The organism is Pantoea sp. CTOTU46764 (assembly GCF_031974595.1).
GTDB classification, from domain to species: Bacteria; Pseudomonadota; Gammaproteobacteria; order Enterobacterales; family Enterobacteriaceae; genus Pantoea; species Pantoea trifolii.
In genome coordinates this window covers 1-21,861 of the sequence record NZ_DALYOQ010000078.1, presented here as the reverse complement: position 1 = coordinate 21,861, position 21,861 = coordinate 1, and the positions used below count along the sequence as shown (strand labels likewise).

Genomic DNA, 21,861 nt, shown 5'->3' with positions numbered 1-21,861 from the left:
ATTGATGAGTTCTTTGCCAGCGACTGGCAGGGGCATTACAACTCCAACCGCCTCGGCGTGCGTTTGGTGGGCCCGAAACCGACGTGGACGCGCGCCAACGGTGGCGAAGCCGGCCTGCATCCCTCCAACGTGCACGACTGCGAATACGCCATCGGCGCGGTGAACTTCACCGGCGACTTCCCGGTGATCCTGACGCACGACGGCCCAAGCCTCGGCGGCTTCGTCTGCCCGGTGACCATCGCCAAAGCCGAGCTGTGGAAAGTCGGCCAGGTGAAACCGGGCGATAAAATCCGCTTCCACCCGATCAGCGCTGACGAAGCGGTGGCGCTGGAAAAAGCCCAGGCGCACAGCGTGGCCACCCTGCGCAGCAGCCACGCGCCAGCCTTCGAAGTGCCCTCTTTAGCGGCCAGCGATATCGGTTCCGCCACCTTGCTGGCGGCGCTCCCTGCCACGGCAACCACGCCAGCGGCGGTTTATCGCCAGGCGGGCGATAAATATGTGCTGATTGAGTACGGCGACAACGTGCTGGATCTGGCGCTGCGTCTACGCGTGCATCTGCTGATGAATGCGCTGCGTGAACGCGCGGTGCCGGGCGTGGAAGAGTTGTCGCCGGGCGTGCGCTCTTTGCAGGTGCGCTACGACAGCTTGATTCTCAGCCAGAAACAGCTGATGCAGCTGCTGCTGGAACTGGAAGCCGGGCTCGGCGATGTCAGCCAGCTGAAAGTGCCGTCGCGCATTGTCTGGATGCCGATGGCCTTCGAAGACAGCGCTACCCTCGGCGCGGTCGAACGCTATCAAGAAACCGTGCGTGCCAGCGCGCCGTGGCTGCCAAACAACGTCGATTTCATCCAGCGTATTAATGGTTTAGAGAGCCGCGAAGCGGTGCGCGACACCATTTTCGATGCCAGCTATCTGATTCTCGGTCTCGGCGATGTCTATCTCGGCGCGCCGTGTGCGGTGCCGATCGATCCACGCCATCGTCTGCTGAGCTCCAAATACAGCCCGGCGCGCACCTTTACCGCCGAAGGCACGGTTGGCATTGGCGGCATGTACATGTGCATCTACGGCATGGATTCACCTGGCGGCTATCAGCTGGTAGGCCGCACGCTGCCAATCTGGAACAAGTTCCTCAAAAACGATCAATTCGCCGCCGACGAGCCGTGGCTGCTGCACTTCTTCGATCAGGTGCGCTTCTACCCGGTCACCGAAGATGAACTGACGCAGCTGCGCGATGACTTCCGCGAAGGCCGCGCCACGGTGCGCATCGAAGAAACGGTATTCGACTTTGCCGCCCATCATCAATTCCTCGCCGAAAACGCCGCGTCGATCAGCGATTTCCGTCAGCGTCAGTCCGCCGCCTTCGAACAGGAAGTGACGCTGTGGGCACAGGAAGAGCAGAACGCGCCGCTCACCAGCGAAGAGACCCTGGTGGTGGCTGAAGCCGATGACGATGCGCTGGCGGTGTGCGCCGATATGAACGGCAACATCTGGAAAGTGCTGGTGCAGCCGGGCGACGCGGTGGAAGCCGGTCAAACGCTGATCATCGTAGAAGCGATGAAAATGGAACTGGCGATTGTCGCGCCGCAGGCGGGCACGGTGAAACGCATTGCCTGCCAGGCAGGACGTCCGGTGAGTCCGGGCGATGCCCTGCTGTGGCTGGAATAAGGAGTTGGCATGAACACAAGCCCTCGTAGCAAAGGTCGTCCGGAAGCGCTGGCCGAGAAGGTTTACCAGGCGCTGAAGCAGGACATTTTTGAGTTTCGACTGATGCCGGGCGACCGCTTCAGCGAAAACGAAATCGCCGATCGGCTGGAAGTGAGCCGCACGCCGGTGCGTCAGGCGCTGTTCTGGCTGGAGCGCGAGGGCTACGTCGAAGTGTGGTTCCGCAGCGGCTGGCAGGTGAAGCCGTTCGACTTCGAATATTTCGAAGAGCTGTACGACTTCCGTACCGTGCTGGAGTGCGAAGCGGTGCGCCGCCTGTGCGCGCTGCCCGCACCGCAGTGCATTGACATGCTGACCGCGCTGAAAAGCTTCTGGATCGATGCGCCGCTGCTGGCCGATGGCAAAGCGGTTTCGGCGCAGGATGAAGCTTTTCACATGGCGCTGGTGGCCGCCGCTGGCAATCAGGAGATGGCGCGCATCCACGCCGAACTGACCGAAAAAATCCGCATCATTCGCCGTCTCGATTTTACCCGTGACGACCGAATGGAGGCGACATACCGCGAGCACGCCCAGATTTTACGGGCGATTTTCCAGCAACAAACCGAGGAGGCGCAGCGCATTTTAACCGACCACATCGCCGTCAGTAAGGCAGAGGTCAGAAAGATCACATTGCATATGTTACAGCAGGCTCGACTTCAACCCATTGAATAACAATACAAACATCGTGAGGGGTTTACTGATGAAAAGACGTTCGTTGCTCAAGGCTTTCGCGCTCTCTGCCTCTGTGGCCAGCATGGGCTTTGCCTTTGCGGCGCAGGCTGCTGACACCATCAAGGTCGGCATTATGTCCTCGCTCTCCGGCACCATGGCGATCTCCGAAACGCCGCTGAAGGATGTGGCGCTGATGACTATCGATGAGATCAACGCCAAAGGCGGCGTGCTGGGCAAAAAGCTGGAACCGGTGGTGGTCGATCCGGCCTCCAACTGGCCGCTGTTCGCTGAGAAAGCGCGCCAGCTGCTGACCCAGGACAAAGTGGCGGCGGTGTTTGGCTGCTGGACTTCGGTATCGCGTAAATCGGTGCTGCCGGTGTTTGAGGAGCTAAACGGCCTGCTGTTCTATCCGGTGCAGTACGAAGGCGAAGAGATGTCACCGAACGTATTCTACACCGGCGCCGCGCCGAACCAGCAGGCGATTCCGGCGGTGGAATACCTGATGAGCGAAGAAGGCGGGGGCGCCAAACGCTTCTTCCTGCTGGGCACCGACTACGTCTATCCGCGCACCACCAACAAGATTCTGCGCGCCTTCCTGCACACCAAAGGCGTACAGGATAAAGACATCGAAGAGGTCTATACGCCGTTTGGTTACAGCGATTATCAGACCATCGTCTCCAACATTAAGAAGTTCTCTGCCGGTGGCAAAACCGCAGTGATCTCCACCATCAACGGCGACTCCAACGTGCCGTTCTACAAAGAGCTGGCCAACCAGGGCATCAAAGCCACGGATATTCCAGTGATCGCCTTCTCGGTCGGCGAGGAAGAGCTGCGCGGCATCGATACCAAACCGCTGGTCGGACAGTTAGCGGCGTGGAACTACTTCGAGTCGGTGGATAACCCAACCAACGCCAAATTCGTCGCGGATTACCGCGCTTACGCTAAGGCGCACAACCTGCCGAACGCTAACACCGTGGTGACCAACGACCCGATGGAAGCGACCTATGTTGGCCTGCACATGTGGGCGCAGGCGGTAGAGAAAGCAGGCACCACCGATGTGGATAAAGTGCGCGCAGCGATGGCGGGACAAACCTTCAAAGCGCCAGACGGTTTCACGCTGACCATGGATAAAACTAACCACCATCTGCATAAGCCAGTGATGATTGGCGAAGTGGAAGAGAACGGTCAGTTCAACGTGGTGTGGCAGACCCAGCAACCAGTGCGCGCCCAGCCGTGGAGCCCGTACATCGCGGGTAACGATAAGAAGCCTGATCATCCGGTGAAATCAACGCAGTAATTTTTTTGGGTGAGGTGCGGTTTGATCCCCCCCCCCCGGCCCTCTCCCGCAGGGAGAGGGAGACGCTGCAATATGTAAGCTCGCTCGATCAGTCCCCTCTCCCCGTGGGAGAGGGTTAGGGTGAGGGCATCAGCCCGCACCTTTCCAATAGGGCCAGAACCATGACAATCCGCCGTTATCTCTGCTGTCTGCTGTTACTGCTGCCCTGGCTCGCCCAGGCGGGCGATGGCGCAGACTTCGCGGCCGCCAGCCGCACGCAACAAGCCAAGCTGCTCCAGCAGTGGGCCGCCGCACCGCAGGCTAATCGCCTGCCGCTGCTGCAGGCGCTGCGCAATGAAACCGTGGTCATCGACCAAAAACAGCAGCCGTTCAGCAAACAGGGCGAGACACTGCAGCCGCTCGACAGCGTGCAACAACCCGACGGCGACACCAAAAAGCTGTTTATGAATAACCGCCTGCGCATGCTGATCGCCAGCGCCCTCGCCGCCCACCAACTGGTGAGTGACGATGCCGCGATCCGTTTACGTGCCGCACAACAACTGCAAAACGATGGCGTCGCCGATATGCTGCCGCTGATTGAGCAGCGGCTCACGCTGGAAAAAGACGCGAAAGTGCACGACGTACTGCTCATGGCAGCGGCCAATCTGCAACTCGCCAGCCCGGATGCCGCGCTGCGCCTCAAAGCCGTCAAACTGCTCGGCGAATCCAGCGATCCCAACATGCAGGCCAGCCTCACGCGCTTAACTCAGGCCAGCAATGAACCCGATGCCAGCGTGCGTGACGCCGCCGCTGCCAGCTTGAAGCAGATTAAACAGCGCCTGATGTGGGGCGATCTGCTCGGTCAGGCGTTTACCGGCCTGTCGCTGGGTTCGATCTTGTTATTAGCGGCGCTGGGCCTCGCCATCACCTACGGCCTGCTCGGCGTGATCAATATGGCGCACGGCGAAATGCTGATGCTGGGCGCTTATGCGACCTGGTTTGTGCAAAGCCTGTTCCAGCAGTTCGCACCGCAGTGGCTGGCGTGGTATCCGCTGCTGGCGCTGCCGGTGGCGTTTCTGGTCACCGCCTGCATGGGCATGCTGCTGGAACGCACCATCATCCGCCACTTGTACGGACGCCCGCTGGAAACGCTGCTCGCGACCTGGGGCATCAGCCTGATGCTGATTCAGCTGGTGCGCATGCTGTTTGGCGCGCAGAACCTGGAAGTGGCGAACCCAGGCTGGCTCTCCGGCGGGTTGCAGCTGTTGCCCAATCTGGTGCTGCCTTACAACCGTATCGCGGTGATCCTGTTCGTATTTGCCGTACTGGGCCTCACCTGGCTGCTGCTGAATAAAACCCGTCTCGGCCTTAGCGTGCGCGCCGTAACGCAGAACCGCGCGATGGCGGATTGCTGCGGCGTGCCGACCGGACGCATCGATATGCTGGCGTTTGGCCTCGGTTCTGGCATTGCCGGACTCGGCGGCGTGGCGCTGTCGCAGCTTGGCAACGTCGGGCCGGAGCTCGGTCAGGGCTACATCATCGACTCCTTCCTCGTGGTGGTGCTGGGCGGCGTCGGACAGTTGGCGGGCACCGTGGTCGCCGCCTTTGGCCTCGGCATTCTTAACAAAGTGCTGGAGCCGCAGATTGGCGCAGTGCTCGGCAAAATCCTCATCCTCGTGCTGATCGTGCTGTTTATCCAGAAACGTCCGCAGGGCCTGTTTGCCTTCAAAGGGAGGGTGATTGACTGATGAGCCAGCCAATGACGTTAACCATCGCGCGCAAAGCGCCGCGCCTGACCATCAGCCTTGGCGTGGTGATCGCCGCGCTGCTGTTGGTGCTGCCGTTCTGCGCCCTGCTGCCCGCCACGCATCCGCTGGCGATCTCCACCTACACGCTGACGCTGGTCGGCAAGATTCTCTGTTACGCCGTGGTCGCGGTAGCGCTCGATTTGGTGTGGGGATACGCTGGGCTGCTGTCGCTGGGTCACGGCCTGTTCTTCGCGCTTGGCGGCTATGCGATGGGCATGTATTTGATGCGTCAGGCATCCGGCGACGGCTTGCCCGCGTTTATGTCCTTCCTTTCATGGAACGAACTGCCGTGGTTCTGGGCGGGCACGCAACATTTTGCCTGGGCGCTGTGCCTGATCATGCTGGTGCCGGGTTTGCTGGCGCTGGTGTTTGGCTTCTTCGCCTTCCGCTCGAAAATCAAAGGCGTCTACTTCTCGATCATGACGCAGGCGCTAACCTACGCCGGCATGCTGCTGTTTTTCCGCAACGAAACCGGCTTCGGCGGCAATAACGGTTTTACCGGCTTTACCACGCTGCTTGGCTTTAACGTCACCGCGACCGGCACGCGCATCGGGCTGTTTGTCGCCACGGTGCTGCTGTTGCTGGTAAGCCTCGGCATTGGCTTCGCGCTGGCACGCAGCAAGTTTGGCCGTGTGCTGACCGCCGTGCGCGATGCGGAGAACCGCCTGATGTTCGTCGGTTACGATCCTAAAGGCTTCAAGCTGTTTGTCTGGACGCTTTCGGCGGTGCTGTGCGGGCTGGCGGGCGCGCTCTATGTGCCGCAGGTCGGCATTATCAATCCCAGTGAAATGTCACCGACCAACTCGATTGAAGCGGCGATTTGGGTGGCGCTGGGCGGACGCGGCACCTTGATTGGTCCGTTGCTCGGTGCCGCCATTGTCAACGGGGCCAAAAGCTGGTTTACCGTCGCCTTCCCGGAATATTGGCTGTTCTTCCTTGGCCTGATGTTTATCCTGGTCACGCTGTTCCTGCCGCGTGGCGTGATTGGCCTGCTGCGCCGGAGGCGTGATGACTGAACACCTGTTTACCCAACCTCATCCCTCGGATCGTCATCGTGAACAAACCGATCCAGTATTGCAGCTGGAGAAGATCAACGTGTCATTCGACGGTTTCCGCGCGCTAACCGATCTCTCGCTGAAGATCGGCGTCGGCGAATTGCGCTGCGTGATCGGCCCCAACGGCGCGGGAAAAACCACGCTGATGGATGTGATCACCGGTAAAACCCGGCCGGATAATGGCCAGGTGATCTACGACCAGGATACCGATCTCAGCAAAATGTCGCCGGTGGAGATCGCGCGTGCCGGTATTGGACGCAAGTTCCAGAAACCCACGGTTTTCGAAGCGCTGACGGTGTTTGAGAATCTGGAAATCGCGCTGAAAAATGACAAATCGGTGTGGGCCAGCCTGCATGCGCGGCTGAACGGCGAGCAGCAGGATCGCATTGATGAGGTGCTGAAACTGCTGCGGCTGGGCGGTGAACGCCAGCGCAAAGCCGGTTTGCTGTCGCACGGTCAGAAGCAGTTTCTGGAGATCGGCATGTTGCTGGTGCAGGACCCGCATCTGCTGCTGCTGGATGAACCGGCGGCCGGCATGACCGACGCCGAAACCGAGTACACCGCCGAGCTGTTTCGCAGCCTCGCCGGTAAGCATTCGCTAATGGTGGTCGAGCACGACATGGGCTTTGTTGAAACCATTGCCGATCACGTCACCGTGCTGCATCAGGGCCAGGTTTTGGCTGAGGGATCGTTACGCGAAGTGCAGGCGGACGATCGGGTTATCGACGTTTATCTGGGGCGCTAACATGCTGCAAGTCGCGGAACTGAATCAATATTACGGCGGCAGCCACATTCTGCGCGGGCTGTCGTTTGAGGCGAAACCGGGTGAAATTACCTGCCTGCTGGGACGCAACGGCGTGGGCAAAACCACGCTGCTGAAATGTTTGATGGGGCTAATTCCGGCCAAGTCCGGCGAGATTCGCTGGCAGGATAACGTGATCAACAGCCGCAAGCCACACCAGCGCGTGCAGGCGGGTATCGCTTATGTGCCGCAAGGGCGCGAAATTTTCCCGCGCCTGACGGTGGAAGAGAATCTGCTGATGGGGCTGGCGCGTTTTTCTGGCGCACAGGCCAAAGCGGTGCCGGAGGAGATCTATCAACTGTTCCCGGTGCTACGTGAGATGAAAGCACGACGCGGCGGCGATCTGTCGGGCGGACAACAGCAGCAATTGGCGATTGGCCGCGCCCTCGCCTGTTCACCAAAGCTGTTGATCCTCGATGAACCGACCGAAGGGATCCAGCCGTCAGTAATCAAGGAGATCGGTGCGGTGATCCGCCAGCTGGCGCAGCGCGGCGATATGGCGATTCTGCTCGTCGAGCAGTTTTACGATTTCGCCGCCGAACTGGCCGATAGCTATCTGGTGATGTCGCGCGGCGAGATCGTGCAGCGCGGTGCTGGCTCCGCAATGGAAGCTGACGGCGTGCGCGGGTTGGTGGCGATTTAGTTGCATCATTTTCGTAGGGTGCGCATTCATGCGCACCTGGAAACCAGGTCGCCATAAATGGCGCCCCTACAAAATACCGGTTTCAACGCTGAAATGGCGCTGTTCGCCAGGTGCCAGCTCAATCAGCGTGCCGGCGCGCTGCGCAGCTTTGAAACCTTCCGGGCGGCAGGTCGACGGCAGCACATAGGCAGCGACTTGCTGATCGCGGTTGTGCAGCATCCAGCGCGTGGCGTGCGGGAATTGCTGGCTGGAGAAGCGCGTCATCAGGGCAAATCCCTGCGGTGAGTGCAGTTCGAACTGCATCTCATCGCCGTACTGCTGGAGATCGTCCGCAAAGAACACGATCTCCGGATCGCACATCTCAGGTTGCTCCAGCTGCTGAAACGCCTGCGGATCGCGCGCCAGCCGATCGGTATACGCGCGCCACTGCGGTGTAGGCTTCACGTGTGCCGGGATCGAGCTGCGCAACTGGAAAGCATCGGTCGGGATCGACTGCTGGAAACGGCCTTGATCCAGCCAGGCGCTGTTCAGATGACACATATACTGCAGCGGCATCGGCGCACCCGCCAGGTTGGTGACGTTCATCTCAATGTGCAGGCGCGCTGCATTGGCCTCAAGGCGCACCGCCGGTGCGGCAAGATAGTGATGGCCGAAGCCCTTCACATACTCGGTTTCGCCCTCCAGCGACACGCGATCCTCCTCCAGCACCATCCACGCGCTGTCCATGCGCGCGCAGGCCATTTCGCCGTGCAGCGAATGTTCGTCATCCTCTGCCGGGCAGCCGTTAGCCAGCAGCCCAGAGTGGAAAGCAAAGCAGCCGTAGGTATCAATGATCGAACTGCCGGGCAGCGGCTGCTTAAAGCTGTGGCCCATGGTGAGCGAATGGCCGTCAAAGTTGGCGTCCCACACCATCTGACCGTAAAACGGCAGCACGATCACCGTGCCGCGTGGGTTGCTGATGCGCACCGCTTCCACGCCGGCGGGATAGCGAAACAGCTCGACGTGGAACGTCTCGTTGCGCAGCAGCGTGGCGGGCGTTTCGTGAAACTGCTCACGACGTAATGGTAAACGGGTTTTCATGGCATCTCCTCGACTAAACGACCCGCTGCTTCCGCCTGCTTTTTATGGCGCAGCTCGCCCCAGAAGAAGTAACCGACCCAGGCGAAGCACAGCAGCGAAACGCCGAACGCCAGCTGCATGGATCCCAGATGATCGGAGACGAAGCCCTGAATCGCAGGAATAAAGGCGGCACCGACAATCGACATCACGATAAACGCGCCCGCCACTTCGGTGTATTTATTATCGACAGTCGCCAGCGTACCGGCATAGATCGTCGCCCAGCATGGACCAAACAGCGCGCTGACAAAGATCGCGGCATACACGGCAGTAAAGTTCGGCACAAACATCACATACGCCAGCGCGAGAACACCCAGCAACGAGTAGGCAATCAACACTTTCTCCGCACGGAAGCGCGTCATCAGGAAGTTGGCGATAAATTTACCGATAAAGAAACCGATGAAGCTATAGATCATGAAGTTAGAGGCATGACGCTCATTGATCGCGCCAAGCGTCAGCGCCAGACGAATGGTGAACGACCACACCGCCACCTGCATGCCGACATACAGGAACTGCGCCACAATGCCGCGTTTGAAGTGACGATTCGCCGCCAGATAGCGGAAGGTCTCGCCGAGCGACGGCAGGGATTTTTCACTGCTTTCCGGCTTACAGCGCGGATAGCGGGTGAACAGGAACAGCAGCATCACCACCACCAAAACCATCACCAGATATTTGTAGGGTTCCAGCGTGTGCTCGAGCATAGTGAGACGGAACGCATGCGCCTGTTCAGCGTTCATGCCCGCCAGCTGACTTTCCAGACTGTCGCCCTCCTGGAATACCAGATATTTGCCCAGCACGATCCCCATTAATGCACCGACCGGATAGAACGTCTGGCTGATATTGAGGCGCAGCGTGGCGTGATCGCGATGACCAATCATCGAGCTATAGGTATTGGCAGCGGTTTCGAGGAAGCTCAAACCGATAGCGATGGCGAAAATCGCCGCGAGGAACATGGTGTAGGTCGCCATGTGCGAAGCGGGATAGAACAACACGCAGCCCACGATATACAGCGCCAGTCCCAGCAAAATCGCCAGTTTATAGGTGGCTTTGCGGATCACCAGCGAGGCCGGAATGGCGATCAGGAAGTAGCCGCCGTAGAACGCACTCTGCACCAGCGCGCTGGCGAAATCGCTTAACGCGAACACGCTTTTGAACTGGGTGATCAGGATGTCGTTCAGACTCGCCGCACAGCCCCACAAGGGGAACAGGCACGAGAGCAAAATGAACTGGAACAGCGGCGTTTTATTCAGATAGCCATCAGATTGCTGAACAATGTTCGGTTGCATAACTCGACCTCAGTGAACGTTGAGAAAACGCTGGAAGGTTTCCGCGTCGGGATAGGAGCGCTGCGTGCCGCGACCGGTCACGCTGCAGGCGGCATAAGCCGAGGCTTGCGCCATCGCGGCCGGAATATCGCCGCTTTTCACCAGCTCGTGGGCGAAGCAGCCGATAAAGGCATCGCCCGCGCCGCTGGTGTCCACCGCTTTTACCGCCGTGGGTGCAACCTGATGCACATCGTCGCCGGACATCCACAGCGAACCGCGTCCGCCCAGCGTGATGATCAGGTTTTTCAGCCCACGTTTAAGCAGCGATTGCCCCGCCAGTTTCACCTCTTCATCGGTGGTGACCGGCATGCCGGTGAGGATCTCCAGCTCTGTTTCATTCGGCATGAAAAAGTCGCATTTGCAGGCGTATTCGATATTGAGATCCGCTACCGCCGGTGCCGGATTGAGGATCACTTTGATGTGGTGCTGACGGGCAAAATCAATGGCGTAGTAAACGGTTTCCAGTGGGATCTCCAGTTGCAGAATGATCAGCTGGCAGCTTTTCAGCGCCTCGGCGGCGGCATCAATATCCGCCGGTTTCAGCTGCTGGTTGGCACCTTTGATAATCAGAATGCGGTTCTGCGACTGATCGTCAACGAAGATCGGTGCCACGCCGCTGGAGGTGCCTGGCGCGGTGGTGACAAAACGGGTATCAACGCCCTGCTGTTGCAGATTGGCCACGGTATTCGGCGCAAACAGATCGTCGCCGACTTTGCTCACCATCATCACGCTGGCGCCCATCTTCGCCGCCGCCACGGCCTGATTAGCACCTTTGCCACCACAGCCGATAGCAAAATCAGGTGCTTCCAGCGTTTCGCCCGCTTTCGGCAACTGATTGGTATAGGTAATGAGGTCCACCATATTTGACCCAATAACCGCAATATCCATTGTTTTCTCCCGGTGAATTTTTAGCTTTATAATGTTATTAAAATAACAATATCAGGTTAATAAAGTTAATTATGTGATAAATTTCACACCTCGACATCCTGATAAAAAGCCGATAAACAGCCATTCATTCATGGAAATGAATGTTATTATTCTAACAACGCAACAACATTGGGCAGGCAACCTGGCGGCGAGCGAAGCGGCTAGAGGGCAACACATTGGCGGCACTGCGTGAGGTTTGCGGGCCGATCTCATTACAGGTATGATTGAAAACTGGCCTGCTGAATACGTCGCAAATCATTAAAATATGTGAGATTTATCGTGATTTTTGACCAGGCTACTTCGACTTCAGGATTAATTACGCAGAGATGATCATGGAAACCCGGCGCGACGAACGTATTCACAAGTTGGCTCAGGCGCTGAAACGCACCGATAAACTGCATCTGAAAGACGCGGCGCAGCTGCTGGGCGTGTCGGAAATGACTATCCGCCGCGATCTCACCGAACCGGCTTCAACCGTAGTGCTGCTGGGCGGCTATATCGTTAGCGATCCCAAAAGCCACGCCGGGCACTACTTCATCTCCGATCAGCACGGTCAGAACGCCGCACGCAAGCAGCGCCTGGCGCAGGCTGCTGCGGATCTGATCAGTGAAAATGACACGGTGTTTTTTGATTGCGGCACCACGCTGCCCTACATCGTGGATGCGATCCCTGACACCTTGCCGTTCACCGCCATCTGTTGCGCGATGAACACTTTCCTGGCGCTGAAAGAGAAACCGGCCTGCAATGTGATCCTGAGCGGCGGCGAGTTCCACGCCGACAACGCGCTGTTCACGCCGATTGGCGCGCATTCGATCCTCGACGATCTCTGCCCGACGCTGGCGTTTATTTCAGCGGCAGGCATCGATCAGGAACAGGGCGCAACCTGCTACAACATTAACGAGCTGGCGATGAAGCACCACGCGATGCTACGCGCACGTCAGCGCGTGCTGGTGGCGGACAGCAGTAAATTTGGCAAAGTGCTGCCGGCGCGCATTGGTGAACTGCGTCGTTTTGATTTGCTGGTCAGCGATAGCGCGCCCGAACCGGTGCTAAAGAGCTGGCTGGCGCAACAAAACATCCCGCTGCGTTTGCCATAAGTTGATGATATTGCATGTGGTCACCATAAATGGCGACCCTACAAAAGCGTGCAGATGTGTTGTAGGGTCGCCATTTATGGTGACCGATAAAGACCGCAGCAAGCCGATGTATGACGGGTATGAATAAAAGGTGAAAACAGCTAAACTTCTGTACCTAAAGTTCATAACTCACAGACCAAAAGGCTCAATCCAACGTGGCTCAATTCGTCTATAGCATGCATCGCGTCGGCAAGGTCGTTCCGCCGAAGCGTCACATCCTGAAGAATATTTCTCTTAGCTTCTTCCCTGGAGCAAAAATCGGTGTACTCGGCCTGAATGGCTCGGGTAAATCGACGCTGCTGCGCATCATGGCCGGTATCGATACCGATATTGAAGGGGAAGCACGCCCGCAGCCGGGCATCAACGTGGGTTATCTGCCGCAGGAACCGCAGCTGAACCCGGAGCACACCGTGCGTGAATCCGTTGAAGAAGCAGTTTCCGAAGTGGTTGGCGCGCTGAAGCGTCTCGACGAAGTGTATGCGCTGTATGCCGATCCCGATGCGGATTTCGACAAGCTGGCCGCTGAACAGGGTCGTCTGGAAGAAGTGATCCAGGCGCATGATGGTCACAACCTCGATACGCAACTGAACCGTGCGGCTGATGCGATGCGTCTGCCAGACTGGGATGCCAAAATCGCGACCCTTTCTGGTGGTGAGCGCCGTCGCGTGGCGCTGTGCCGTCTGCTGCTGGAAAAGCCAGACATGCTGCTGCTCGACGAACCAACCAACCACCTGGATGCCGAATCCGTGGCGTGGCTCGAGCGCTTCCTGCACGACTTCGAAGGCACCGTTGTGGCGATCACGCACGACCGTTACTTCCTGGATAACGTGGCTGGCTGGATTCTGGAGCTGGACCGCGGCGAAGGTATTCCGTGGGAAGGTAACTACTCTTCCTGGCTGGAGCAGAAAGATCAGCGTCTGGCGCAGGAAGCGTCTTCTGAAGCGGCGCGTCGCAAATCTATCGAGAAAGAGCTGGAGTGGGTGCGTCAAGGCGCGAAAGGCCGTCAGTCCAAGGGCAAAGCCCGTCTGGCACGCTTTGAAGAGCTGAACAACACCGATTACCAGAAGCGTAACGAAACCAACGAACTCTTCATTCCACCTGGCGCACGCCTCGGCGACAAAGTGCTGGAAGTGACCAACCTGAAGAAATCGTATGGCGATCGCGTGCTGATCGACGATCTGACCTTCTCGGTACCGAAAGGTGCGATTGTCGGCATCATCGGTCCGAACGGCGCGGGTAAATCAACGCTGTTCCGCATGATGTCAGGTCAGGAGCAACCGGATTCCGGCATCATCGAGCTGGGCGAAACCGTCAAGCTGGCATCGGTTGATCAGTTCCGTGACGCGATGGACAACTCCAAAACCGTGTTTGAAGAAGTGTCTGGCGGTCAGGATATTATGCGCGTGGGCAACACCGAGATGCCAAGCCGTGCTTACGTTGGTCGCTTCAACTTCAAAGGCACCGATCAGGGCAAACGCGTGGGTGAATTGTCAGGTGGTGAGCGCGGTCGTCTGCACCTCGCCAAGCTGCTGCAAGTCGGCGGCAACCTGTTGCTGCTCGATGAACCAACCAACGACCTCGACATCGAAACCCTGCGCGCGCTGGAAAACGCCCTGCTGGAATTCCCAGGCTGTGCCATGGTGATCTCGCATGACCGTTGGTTCCTCGACCGTATCGCCACCCACATCATCGATTATCAAGATGAAGGCAAGGTGGAGTTCTTCGAAGGTAACTTTACCGAGTACGAAGAGTACAAGAAACGTACCCTCGGCGCCGACGCGCTGGAGCCGAAACGTATCAAGTACAAGCGTATGGCGAAGTAAGGCTTTTGCTGTGAAAAAGGCGCCGCATGGCGCCTTTTTTTATGGCTGAATCAACTGCCCAGCATCTGCTTCACTAACTCGACGCAGCGCAGGAAGCGCGTGTCGTAGTCATCTTCTTTGACGTGAACAAACTCGATATTGTTTTCACGCAGCATGGTGATCAGCATGGTCTGGAACTCGCGGCGATCCATGGAACTGCCGAGGCTGCGCAATCCATCCGCCACCCAGGGCACGTTATTTTCCAGCAAAATCACCAGGTCGAAACGGTACTCATCAATCAACGCCTGCACAAACGGGTGCTCGCGTCCTTCATACTTGAGGCAAAACGCCTGCGTGGTGATGAAATCGGTATCGATAAAGGCGACTTTGCTGGCGTACTTCACGGCGAAGTCGATGTACTGCGCCTGGCCCAGCGCGATTTTGTCGTAGTCGGAATATTGCAGCGCCATCTCGTCGCCACCGAGGTGCGAGAAAACATAATCGCGGCCATATTCCCATGCGCTGGTGGTGTTGAAGATATTCGCCAGCTTGTTTACCAGCGTTGATTTGCCGCTCGACTCGCCGCCCAGCACCGCCACGGTGCGCACGAAGAACGGCTTCACTTCGGTCGGAATATATTCCCAGTAGCGGAATGGATCCTGACGAATCTGGCCGCCGCTGATGTTCATAAAGGATCGATTGGGATCGATCACCACCGCTGGAATGCCGAGGTGCTGCTCATACATCGCGGCATCGGCTTCTTCGCTGGTGTAGACACAATTCGGCTCAATGCCCTGCTCAGCCAGAAAGGTTTTGACGCCGCCGCTCCACACATCCCAGCCGTGCGGATAAGGTTCAATGCCCTCTTCGTCAAACGAATGGATGCGGATATTTTTCTGGTATTTGAAGGTTTGCAGCAACCAGCGTAGTCGATCGCTGATGGTCGGTTGCTGCGACATGGCGCTGTTTTCAAACAGTTCACGATCGCGCGGATTGTCGTGGCCCATGATGATATGCAGTTCATCGACCTGACTGCAGGCGCGCTGGATCAGATAAATATGGCCGGTATGCAGCGGATAAAATTTCCCGAACACCACACCAACGGTTTTATCACGGCGCGGAAATTCCAGGCCAAGAAAACGGTGCAGCGCTTCCAGCTTCTGCGCGCTCGGGCTTTTGATTTTGGCGTTGAGCAGCTGGCTTAAGTAGCCTTTGGTCATTCCGCTGGCGTCGGCAACCTGCTGCAGCGTGTGGCCTTGCTGGCGAATGGCTGTTTTCAGGTAGTCAAATGATGACATTGCGTGCCTCCTGCGTGGAATAAAATGGAGTGCGGTTGCCCTCACCCCGGCCCTCTCCCAGAGGGAGAGGGAGAAAAGATAAACATCGCCGATCGGTTCCCTCTCCCTTTGGGAGAGGGCTAGGGTGAGGGAAACCCGTTACAACTCATCCAGAATCGCTAACGCATCCGCCAGCTTCTTCGCGCTGTACACCTTCATCCCTTCTACCGGTTTCTTCGGTGCATTACCGGCCGGAACGATGGCGCGCTTGAAACCGTGCTTCGCCGCTTCGGAAATCCGCTCCTGACCGCTCGGCACCGGGCGAATTTCGCCGGCAAGGCCCACTTCGCCAAAGATAACCAGATCCTGCGGCAGCGGACGATCGCGGAAGCTCGATACCATCGCCATCAGCAGCGCCAAATCGACGCTGGTTTCGGTGACTTTTACGCCGCCGACCACGTTAACAAACACATCCTGATCCGCCATCTGCAAGCCGCCATGGCGATGCAGCACCGCTAACAGGATCGCCAGGCGATTCTGCTCCAGCCCAACCGCGACGCGGCGTGGATTGCCCATCATCGAATGGTCCACCAGCGCCTGAATCTCGACCAGCAGCGGACGCGTGCCTTCCCACAGCACCATTACCGAACTGCCCGAGGTGATCTCATCACCGCGTGACAGGAAGATGGCCGAAGGATTGCTGACTTCGCGCATGCCTTGTTCGGTCATGGCAAACACGCCCAGCTCATTCACCGCGCCAAAGCGGTTTTTATGGCTGCGCAAGGTACGGAAACGGGAATCGGCATCGCCATCCAGCATCACCGAACAGTCGATACAGTGTTCCAGCACCTTCGGACCGGCCAGCGAACCGTCTTTGGTGACGTGACCGACCATAATGATCGCCACGCCGCGCGTTTTGGCGAAGCGCGTCAGGTACGCCGCCGTTTCACGCACCTGCGCCACGCTGCCGGGCGAGGATTGGATCTCCGCCATGTGCATCACCTGGATCGAGTCGATCACCATCAGCTTCGGCTGCTCCTGCTCGGCGATCAGACAGATCTGCTCGATGCTGGTTTCCGACAACATGTTGAGGTTTTCGGTGGGTAATCCCAGACGATGGGCGCGCATCGCCACCTGTTGCAGTGATTCTTCGCCGGTGACGTACAGGGTTTTCATCCCTTCCGCCAGCTTGCACATGACCTGCAGCAGCAGCGTCGATTTACCGGCGCCCGGATTACCACCAATCAAGATGGCGCTGCCCGGCACCACGCCGCCGCCCAATACGCGATCGAACTCTTTGAAACTGGTAGAGAAACGCGGCAGGGCTTCGAGGCTGATCTCTGAAAGCTTCTGCACGCGGCTCACGCCCGCGTTGCCGCCGGCATAACCGCTCAGACGCTCGTTACGCGCCGCCGCAGGCGAGGCGGCAATGCGCACCTCGGTGATGGTGTTCCACGCATGGCAGGCGCTGCATTGCCCCTGCCAGCGCGGATAATCAGCGCCGCATTCGTTACAAACGAAGGCGCGTTTTGCCGCTTTGGCCAAATCAAATCCTCAGTTAACGCTCTTCGTGAATCAGGCTGCCGGTCAGGATGCAGAACACGCCCATCAGGTCAGCATGGCGGATGATGATTTCCGTCTGCTCATTCACTTTAGGTTTAGCATGATAGGCGATACCCAGCGCCGCCGTTTTAATCATCGGCAGATCGTTGGCACCATCGCCAATCGCCACGGTCTGTTCCGGGGCAATATTAAAGCGCTCGGCAAGATCGTTCAGGGTATCGGCTTTAAATTGGGCATCGACAATCTGTCCCAGCACCTGGCCGGTCAGCTTGCCGTCGCGAATTTCCAGCTCGTTGGCCACCGCCGCAGCTAAATGCAGCGTCTGGCGCAAATAGTCGGCGTAGAAGGTGAAGCCGCCCGAGGCGATCGCCACCTGCCAGCCCAGCGCCTGCAGTTTCTGCACCAGCGTGGTTAAGCCTGGCATCAGCGGCAGCGCGTCGCGCACCTGCATCAGGATATTGGCATCCGCGCCCGCTAAAGTGCCGACGCGCTCGCGCAGGCTGGCTTTGAAATCCAGCTCGCCACGCATGGCGCGTTCGGTGACGTCCGCCACCTGCTCACCGCAGCCCGCCAGCTTGGCGATCTCATCGATGCACTCAATCTGGATCGCGGTGGAATCCATGTCCATCACCAGCAAGCCAGGGGTTTTCAGATGCGGGATTTTGCCGAGCGGCGCGACATCAAAACCGGCTTCATGCGCCAGTTTGCTGGCGCGCGGCGTCAGCGAGCCTGCCAGACGTATCACCTGATACTCATCGACATTCCAGGCGCTGACGATCACCATCGCCGCACCCAGCTTATGCTGATAATCGGTGAGTTTTTGTTTATCGAGCCCGCGCCCATACAGCAACCAGCCAGTTCGACCGGCACGGTAATCCAGCGGCATCACTTCATCACCGCTGAGGGAAAGGGGTAAACCCGGCCAAAGTGAAACATCGGCGGGCAGATCGCACCAGGTAAGACGATTTGGCATTACAGCTCCTGTAGGGACAACAAAACCACGCAAGAGGCTACCTTGTCTGCGCGGGTTCTGGCAACATAATTGCCAGCCTTTCTGCTGTTACATCACACGGGTTTCTGATGGTTAAAACCGCACTGAAATTTCGCCTGCATCGCACGGTGATTGTTCTTATCTCGCTGGCTCTGTTAGTGGTTCTGATGCAAGGTGCATCCTGGTTTAGCCTCGGCCATCAAATGGCACGCTCTGAACAAGTGGAAGAACTGGCGCGCACGCTGACTAAACAGGTGGCGTTTAGCCTTAAACCGTTGATGGATAACAGCGACGATAACCGCACGCAGATTGCCGCGATCCTCAATCAGATGACCGATAACAGCCGTATTCTTGATGCCTCCGTTTACGCCGATGATGGCAGCCTGGTGGCGCACAGCGGCGAAAGCATTAATGTGCGCGATCGCCTGTCGCTGGATGGCAAACGCGCCGGTAGCTACTTTAACCATCAAATTGTGCAGCCGCTGGAAGGCAAAGATGGCCCGCAAGGTTTTCTGCGCGTCACGCTGGATACCCACGTGCTGGTGACGGAATCACGTCAGGTGGATAACACCACCAACATCCTGCGCCTGATGATGTTACTGGCGCTGGCCATCGGCATAATCCTGACGCGCACCCTGCTGCGTGACCGCCGCACCCGCTGGCAGCAATCGCCGTTCCTGCTGACGGCGAGCCGCACGGTGAAAGAGGATAAAGAGAAAGAGGAAGAAGAGGCGGCGACGGCAACATCCGAGACCGAAAAAGAGCGTTAACGATCTCTCCGTTTCCTCCTCAGCACCTTCATGAATAGATTCGTGAATAGATTCGTGAATAGATTCGTGAATAGATACTTGAATAGATTTTTTGCACAAAAAAGCCCGCACAGCGGGCTTCTTAGCATCATCACAATGATAACGGTGAATAGATACTTTTAATCTTTGGTCAGAATCGCTTCCAGCTCGGTCAGCGTCTTCACCTGCCAGGTTGGCGTGATGTGATCGGGTAACGGACGCGTGCCGTGATCGATCCAGCAAGTCTTCAGGCCGGCATTCATGCCGCCGAGAATATCCGATTCCGGCGTATCGCCGACCATCAGCACGCGGCTGCGATCCGGATTGCCCAACAAGGCCAGCGTATGGTCGAAGATCGCCACGTCAGGTTTCGGTACGCCAACTTCTTCAGAAATCACTAGCGCATCAAACACATCACGGAAACCGGTGCGCTCAAGGCGCGCCTGTTGTAGCGCGGTGAAACCGTTGGTGATGATGGCGATCTTCACCTTGCCTTTCAGCGTCTCCAGCAGATGCGCTGCGCCTTCCAGCGGCAGGCAGATATCGGCCATCGCGCTGAGGAAATCGCTGTTGAGCACTTCCGGCGCGACGCTGAGCTTTTCGCCCCACAAGGTGAAGCGGCGCGTTTGCAGCTGCAACGCGGAAATGGTGCCGTTCTGGTAATCGACCCACAGCGGCTTGTTGATCGCCTGATAATCGGTGTAATCCTGCGCGGAAAATTGCACGTCATAGCGGGCAAACATGCGCTGCAAACCGGCGTAAGCATCGAAATGGAAAAGCGTGTCGTCTGCATCAAACAGGATGCAGTCCCAATCGTTTAGCATGGTGCTCCTTAAAGGGTTAGCGCCATAATGATGGCATCTTCTCGTCCGCTGGCAGTGGGATAATAGTTGGGGCGTACGCTCACCTGATGGAAATCCAGCTGCTCATACAATGCAATCGCTGGCGTATTTGAGGCGCGCACTTCCAGCCATAGCGTCATGACGTCGCGCTGTTCGAGCTCAGCAATCAGATGCTGCAACAGCTGGCGCGCCAGGCCGCGACGCTGGAAATCGGGATCCACCGCAATGTTGAACAGCGAGGCTTCATCCAGCACCACCTGGGTGATGGCGAATCCGGCCAGCTTACCTTCAACATCAATACGGAAATTAACAAAACGTTCGCCTTGATTGCTGCTAAACGTCTGCTCGCTCCACGGAAAGGCATGCGCGCGGCGCTCAATCGCCAGCAGCTGCGGCTGGTCTTCAGGGGTGACTAAAGAGATGGCTGTCATGGTTACACATTTGTTGCCACAGGGCGCGTTTTGCAGCGCCGCTGCTGATCAGTTCATTGAAAACGGCGGTGTTAAAGGTAATGCCGTTAAAGGGATGTTCGCTCTCGACGCCCAGCAGCCAGCCAGCGCAGTCGACCTGCTCCGGCAGCATTTGCAGCTGGTCTGGCATTAACGCCATCACCTGCGCGGGTTGAAGGTTTAACGCGCGCAGCACGTCGCGAATCAGCGGTTCTTGTAGCGTCGGTGCCTGTTCGGCCACCAGAACCAAACGTGTGTCGGGCAAAAGCGTGACGGCAATTTCCCCTTGCAGCACGCGCGGACGCCGCAGCTGATACTGCGTAATCCCCATTTGCTGTAGAAGCCAGTCGCGCCTTGTGCTCATGCTATTACCCGTTATGCTGCCAGAATGCGACGCTATGCTAGCAAACCCATCGAACATGCGCCAACAAAGCACTATAATCCACGCTCTGATTTAACAGGAGCGTTCCATGTCTGCTTTTACCCCGGCCAGCGAAGTGATTCTGCGCCACAGTGATGAATTTACCGCCCGCCACGTATTGTTCGCTGGCGACTTGCAGGATGACCTGCCCGCCCAGCTAGAAACCGCGTCGAGCCGCGTGCATACCCAGCAATATCATCACTGGCAGAACCTCAGCCACCGCCTTGGTGAACGTGCGGTTTACAGCATGGTCGCAACCGCTGCCGATGTTGAAGGCTGCGATACGCTGGTTTATTACTGGTCGAAAAACAAACCCGAAGCGCAGTACCAGCTGCAAAATCTGCTCTCTCTGCTGCCGGTTGGCTGCGATATCTTCGTGGTGGGTGAAAACCGCAGCGGCGTGCGCAGCGCCGAAGGCATGCTGGAAGAGTGGGCAACGCTGGAGAAAGTCGACAGCGCGCGTCGTTGCGGCCTGTATCACGGTCGTCTCGATAAGCAGCCGACTTTTGATGCCAGCAGCTACGGCAATACCTATCAGCTCGAGGATCTCACCATCCATACCTTGCCGGGCGTGTTCAGCCGCGATGGTCTGGATATCGGCAGCGATCTGCTGCTCTCCACGCTGACGCCGCACTTCCGTGGCAAAGTGTTGGATATCGGTTGTGGCAGCGGCGTGTTGGCGACCGTGATGGCGAAAGTGTCGCCGCGCGTGCGTCTGTGGCTGTGTGATGTGCATGCTGCTGCGATTGAAGCGAGTAAAGCCACGCTGGCCGCCAACGAACTGGAAGGTGAAGTGTTTGCCAGTAACGTGTTCTCTGACGTTACCGGCCGTTTTGACATGATCATCTCCAACCCGCCGTTCCACGATGGCCTGCAAACCAGCCTTGAAGCGGCCAACACGCTGATTCGCGGTGCGCTTAAGCATCTGAACAGCGGCGGCGAACTGCGTATCGTGGCTAACGCCTTCCTGCCGTATCCGCAAATTCTCGATGAAACCTTCGGCAATCACGAAGTGCTGGCGCAAACCGGACGCTTTAAAGTCTATCGCGCCGTCTACGGTCGCGGTGCCAAAACGCGTTAATTCAAGCGCGGCGGCAGAAACGTTGCTTTTTACAGCGATCGTTTTGCCGTCGCGAAATATGTGTTGACGCAATGAGTAAAATCTCTAAAATGCGCCTCCGTGGTTAGCAATACTTTAGGGTGTTGTTAGTTTGCGATGGTGGCGGAATTGGTAGACGCGCTAGCTTCAGGTGTTAGTGTTCTTACG

At 57.7% G+C, this 21,861-nt stretch carries 20 protein-coding genes; 11 read left to right on the top strand and 9 right to left on the bottom strand.

The window, feature by feature from the left end; genetic code table 11:
* From RTM06_RS19780 to urtE, 7 genes are all read left to right on the top strand, one after another.
* Window positions 1-1,665: carboxyltransferase domain-containing protein (locus RTM06_RS19780; RefSeq protein WP_312184461.1), on the top strand; the 1,665-nt coding region annotated here is incomplete at its 5' end.
* A 9-nt stretch (window positions 1,666-1,674) separates the two neighbouring features.
* Window positions 1,675-2,373, top strand: a complete 699-nt coding sequence (locus RTM06_RS19775; RefSeq protein ID WP_312184459.1) for a GntR family transcriptional regulator — start codon at window positions 1,675-1,677, stop codon at window positions 2,371-2,373.
* Between the two features lie 28 nt (window positions 2,374-2,401).
* On the top strand, window positions 2,402-3,670 hold the full coding sequence (urtA, locus tag RTM06_RS19770; protein WP_312184457.1) for an urea ABC transporter substrate-binding protein: 1,269 nt from the start codon (window positions 2,402-2,404) through the stop codon (window positions 3,668-3,670).
* Between the two features lie 161 nt (window positions 3,671-3,831).
* Window positions 3,832-5,397: an urea ABC transporter permease subunit UrtB gene (gene urtB, locus RTM06_RS19765; RefSeq protein WP_312184455.1), complete on the top strand. Its 1,566-nt coding sequence runs from the start codon at window positions 3,832-3,834 to the stop codon at window positions 5,395-5,397.
* Window positions 5,397-6,473 (top strand): urea ABC transporter permease subunit UrtC, encoded by a 1,077-nt coding sequence (gene urtC / locus RTM06_RS19760; protein WP_256698354.1) that lies wholly within the window; start codon window positions 5,397-5,399, stop codon window positions 6,471-6,473. The genes urtB and urtC overlap by 1 nt, the downstream gene beginning before the upstream one ends.
* Window positions 6,466-7,257: an urea ABC transporter ATP-binding protein UrtD gene (gene urtD, locus RTM06_RS19755; RefSeq protein WP_312184453.1), complete on the top strand. Its 792-nt coding sequence runs from the start codon at window positions 6,466-6,468 to the stop codon at window positions 7,255-7,257. The genes urtC and urtD overlap by 8 nt, the downstream gene beginning before the upstream one ends.
* A gap of 1 nt (window position 7,258) precedes the next feature.
* Window positions 7,259-7,957 carry an urea ABC transporter ATP-binding subunit UrtE gene (urtE, locus tag RTM06_RS19750; protein ID WP_137385120.1) on the top strand — a complete coding sequence of 233 codons (699 nt, stop codon included), beginning with the start codon at window positions 7,259-7,261 and terminating at the stop codon, window positions 7,955-7,957.
* A 66-nt stretch (window positions 7,958-8,023) separates the two neighbouring features.
* Here the strand turns inward: urtE and RTM06_RS19745 are convergent, their stop codons facing one another.
* The 3 genes from RTM06_RS19745 to rbsK are packed head-to-tail and all read right to left on the bottom strand — an operon-like array spanning window position 8,024 to window position 11,286.
* Complete coding sequence (locus RTM06_RS19745) at window positions 8,024-9,037, bottom strand: aldose 1-epimerase family protein (protein ID WP_312184450.1); 1,014 nt, start codon at window positions 9,035-9,037, stop codon at window positions 8,024-8,026.
* Window positions 9,034-10,359, bottom strand: a complete 1,326-nt coding sequence (gene fucP, locus RTM06_RS19740; protein WP_008101752.1) for an L-fucose:H+ symporter permease — start codon at window positions 10,357-10,359, stop codon at window positions 9,034-9,036. Before fucP ends, RTM06_RS19745 begins: the two co-directional genes overlap by 4 nt.
* 9 nt (window positions 10,360-10,368) lie before the next feature.
* The gene (gene rbsK, locus RTM06_RS19735) at window positions 10,369-11,286 is read right to left on the bottom strand and encodes a ribokinase (RefSeq protein ID WP_312184448.1); all 918 of its coding nucleotides are present in this window, start codon (window positions 11,284-11,286) and stop codon (window positions 10,369-10,371) included.
* Between the two features lie 371 nt (window positions 11,287-11,657).
* Between rbsK and deoR the strand changes: the two genes are divergently transcribed.
* Together deoR and ettA are read left to right on the top strand one after the other, a co-directional pair.
* Window positions 11,658-12,422 carry a DNA-binding transcriptional repressor DeoR gene (gene deoR, locus RTM06_RS19730; protein WP_312184446.1) on the top strand — a complete coding sequence of 255 codons (765 nt, stop codon included), beginning with the start codon at window positions 11,658-11,660 and terminating at the stop codon, window positions 12,420-12,422.
* A 194-nt stretch (window positions 12,423-12,616) separates the two neighbouring features.
* Window positions 12,617-14,284 carry an energy-dependent translational throttle protein EttA gene (gene ettA / locus RTM06_RS19725; RefSeq protein WP_312184444.1) on the top strand — a complete coding sequence of 556 codons (1,668 nt, stop codon included), beginning with the start codon at window positions 12,617-12,619 and terminating at the stop codon, window positions 14,282-14,284.
* A gap of 50 nt (window positions 14,285-14,334) precedes the next feature.
* On the opposite strand, the gene nadR is transcribed toward ettA, so the two are convergent.
* The 3 genes from nadR to serB all read right to left on the bottom strand — a co-directional run bounded on the left by nadR (window position 14,335) and on the right by serB (window position 18,076).
* A complete protein-coding gene (gene nadR / locus RTM06_RS19720) occupies window positions 14,335-15,561 on the bottom strand; it encodes a multifunctional transcriptional regulator/nicotinamide-nucleotide adenylyltransferase/ribosylnicotinamide kinase NadR (RefSeq protein WP_312184442.1) in 1,227 nt (408 codons plus the stop codon).
* 138 nt (window positions 15,562-15,699) lie between these two features.
* Complete coding sequence (gene radA, locus RTM06_RS19715) at window positions 15,700-17,085, bottom strand: DNA repair protein RadA (RefSeq protein WP_007886867.1); 1,386 nt, start codon at window positions 17,083-17,085, stop codon at window positions 15,700-15,702.
* Between the two features lie 13 nt (window positions 17,086-17,098).
* On the bottom strand, window positions 17,099-18,076 hold the full coding sequence (gene serB / locus RTM06_RS19710; RefSeq protein WP_256698349.1) for a phosphoserine phosphatase: 978 nt from the start codon (window positions 18,074-18,076) through the stop codon (window positions 17,099-17,101).
* A gap of 107 nt (window positions 18,077-18,183) precedes the next feature.
* Here serB and RTM06_RS19705 point away from each other — a divergent pair, with 107 nt between their 5' ends.
* On the top strand, window positions 18,184-18,864 hold the full coding sequence (locus RTM06_RS19705) for a YtjB family periplasmic protein (protein WP_293797909.1): 681 nt from the start codon (window positions 18,184-18,186) through the stop codon (window positions 18,862-18,864).
* Between the two features lie 158 nt (window positions 18,865-19,022).
* Here the strand turns inward: RTM06_RS19705 and yjjG are convergent, their stop codons facing one another.
* The 3 genes from yjjG to RTM06_RS19690 are packed head-to-tail and all read right to left on the bottom strand — an operon-like array spanning window position 19,023 to window position 20,537.
* Window positions 19,023-19,706 carry a pyrimidine 5'-nucleotidase gene (gene yjjG / locus RTM06_RS19700; RefSeq protein WP_265301066.1) on the bottom strand — a complete coding sequence of 228 codons (684 nt, stop codon included), beginning with the start codon at window positions 19,704-19,706 and terminating at the stop codon, window positions 19,023-19,025.
* An 8-nt stretch (window positions 19,707-19,714) separates the two neighbouring features.
* Window positions 19,715-20,155 carry a ribosomal protein S18-alanine N-acetyltransferase gene (rimI, locus tag RTM06_RS19695; RefSeq protein ID WP_008101780.1) on the bottom strand — a complete coding sequence of 147 codons (441 nt, stop codon included), beginning with the start codon at window positions 20,153-20,155 and terminating at the stop codon, window positions 19,715-19,717.
* The gene (locus tag RTM06_RS19690) at window positions 20,127-20,537 is read right to left on the bottom strand and encodes a DNA polymerase III subunit psi (protein ID WP_312184436.1); all 411 of its coding nucleotides are present in this window, start codon (window positions 20,535-20,537) and stop codon (window positions 20,127-20,129) included. Before RTM06_RS19690 ends, rimI begins: the two co-directional genes overlap by 29 nt.
* Before the next feature lie 106 nt (window positions 20,538-20,643).
* Between RTM06_RS19690 and rsmC the strand changes: the two genes are divergently transcribed.
* Complete coding sequence (gene rsmC / locus RTM06_RS19685) at window positions 20,644-21,675, top strand: 16S rRNA (guanine(1207)-N(2))-methyltransferase RsmC (RefSeq protein ID WP_008101784.1); 1,032 nt, start codon at window positions 20,644-20,646, stop codon at window positions 21,673-21,675.
* The last annotated feature ends 186 nt before the right edge of the window (window positions 21,676-21,861 follow it).

What these genes read in the sequence shown, in the direction of transcription:
- rsmC (WP_008101784.1), top strand. Translation starts at nt 20,644, where the DNA reads ATGTCTGCTTTTACCCCGGCCAGCGAAGTGATTCTGCGCCACAGTGAT.
- nadR (WP_312184442.1), bottom strand. Translation starts at nt 15,561, where the DNA reads ATGTCATCATTTGACTACCTGAAAACAGCCATTCGCCAGCAAGGCCAC.
- RTM06_RS19705 (WP_293797909.1), top strand. Translation starts at nt 18,184, where the DNA reads ATGGTTAAAACCGCACTGAAATTTCGCCTGCATCGCACGGTGATTGTT.
- urtC (WP_256698354.1), top strand. Translation starts at nt 5,397, where the DNA reads ATGAGCCAGCCAATGACGTTAACCATCGCGCGCAAAGCGCCGCGCCTG.
- urtA (WP_312184457.1), top strand. Translation starts at nt 2,402, where the DNA reads ATGAAAAGACGTTCGTTGCTCAAGGCTTTCGCGCTCTCTGCCTCTGTG.
- rimI (WP_008101780.1), bottom strand. Translation starts at nt 20,155, where the DNA reads ATGACAGCCATCTCTTTAGTCACCCCTGAAGACCAGCCGCAGCTGCTG.
- RTM06_RS19775 (WP_312184459.1), top strand. Translation starts at nt 1,675, where the DNA reads ATGAACACAAGCCCTCGTAGCAAAGGTCGTCCGGAAGCGCTGGCCGAG.
- RTM06_RS19745 (WP_312184450.1), bottom strand. Translation starts at nt 9,037, where the DNA reads ATGAAAACCCGTTTACCATTACGTCGTGAGCAGTTTCACGAAACGCCC.
- urtE (WP_137385120.1), top strand. Translation starts at nt 7,259, where the DNA reads ATGCTGCAAGTCGCGGAACTGAATCAATATTACGGCGGCAGCCACATT.
- deoR (WP_312184446.1), top strand. Translation starts at nt 11,658, where the DNA reads ATGGAAACCCGGCGCGACGAACGTATTCACAAGTTGGCTCAGGCGCTG.
- RTM06_RS19690 (WP_312184436.1), bottom strand. Translation starts at nt 20,537, where the DNA reads ATGAGCACAAGGCGCGACTGGCTTCTACAGCAAATGGGGATTACGCAG.
- serB (WP_256698349.1), bottom strand. Translation starts at nt 18,076, where the DNA reads ATGCCAAATCGTCTTACCTGGTGCGATCTGCCCGCCGATGTTTCACTT.
- rbsK (WP_312184448.1), bottom strand. Translation starts at nt 11,286, where the DNA reads ATGGATATTGCGGTTATTGGGTCAAATATGGTGGACCTCATTACCTAT.
- yjjG (WP_265301066.1), bottom strand. Translation starts at nt 19,706, where the DNA reads ATGCTAAACGATTGGGACTGCATCCTGTTTGATGCAGACGACACGCTT.
- fucP (WP_008101752.1), bottom strand. Translation starts at nt 10,359, where the DNA reads ATGCAACCGAACATTGTTCAGCAATCTGATGGCTATCTGAATAAAACG.
- urtB (WP_312184455.1), top strand. Translation starts at nt 3,832, where the DNA reads ATGACAATCCGCCGTTATCTCTGCTGTCTGCTGTTACTGCTGCCCTGG.
- urtD (WP_312184453.1), top strand. Translation starts at nt 6,466, where the DNA reads ATGACTGAACACCTGTTTACCCAACCTCATCCCTCGGATCGTCATCGT.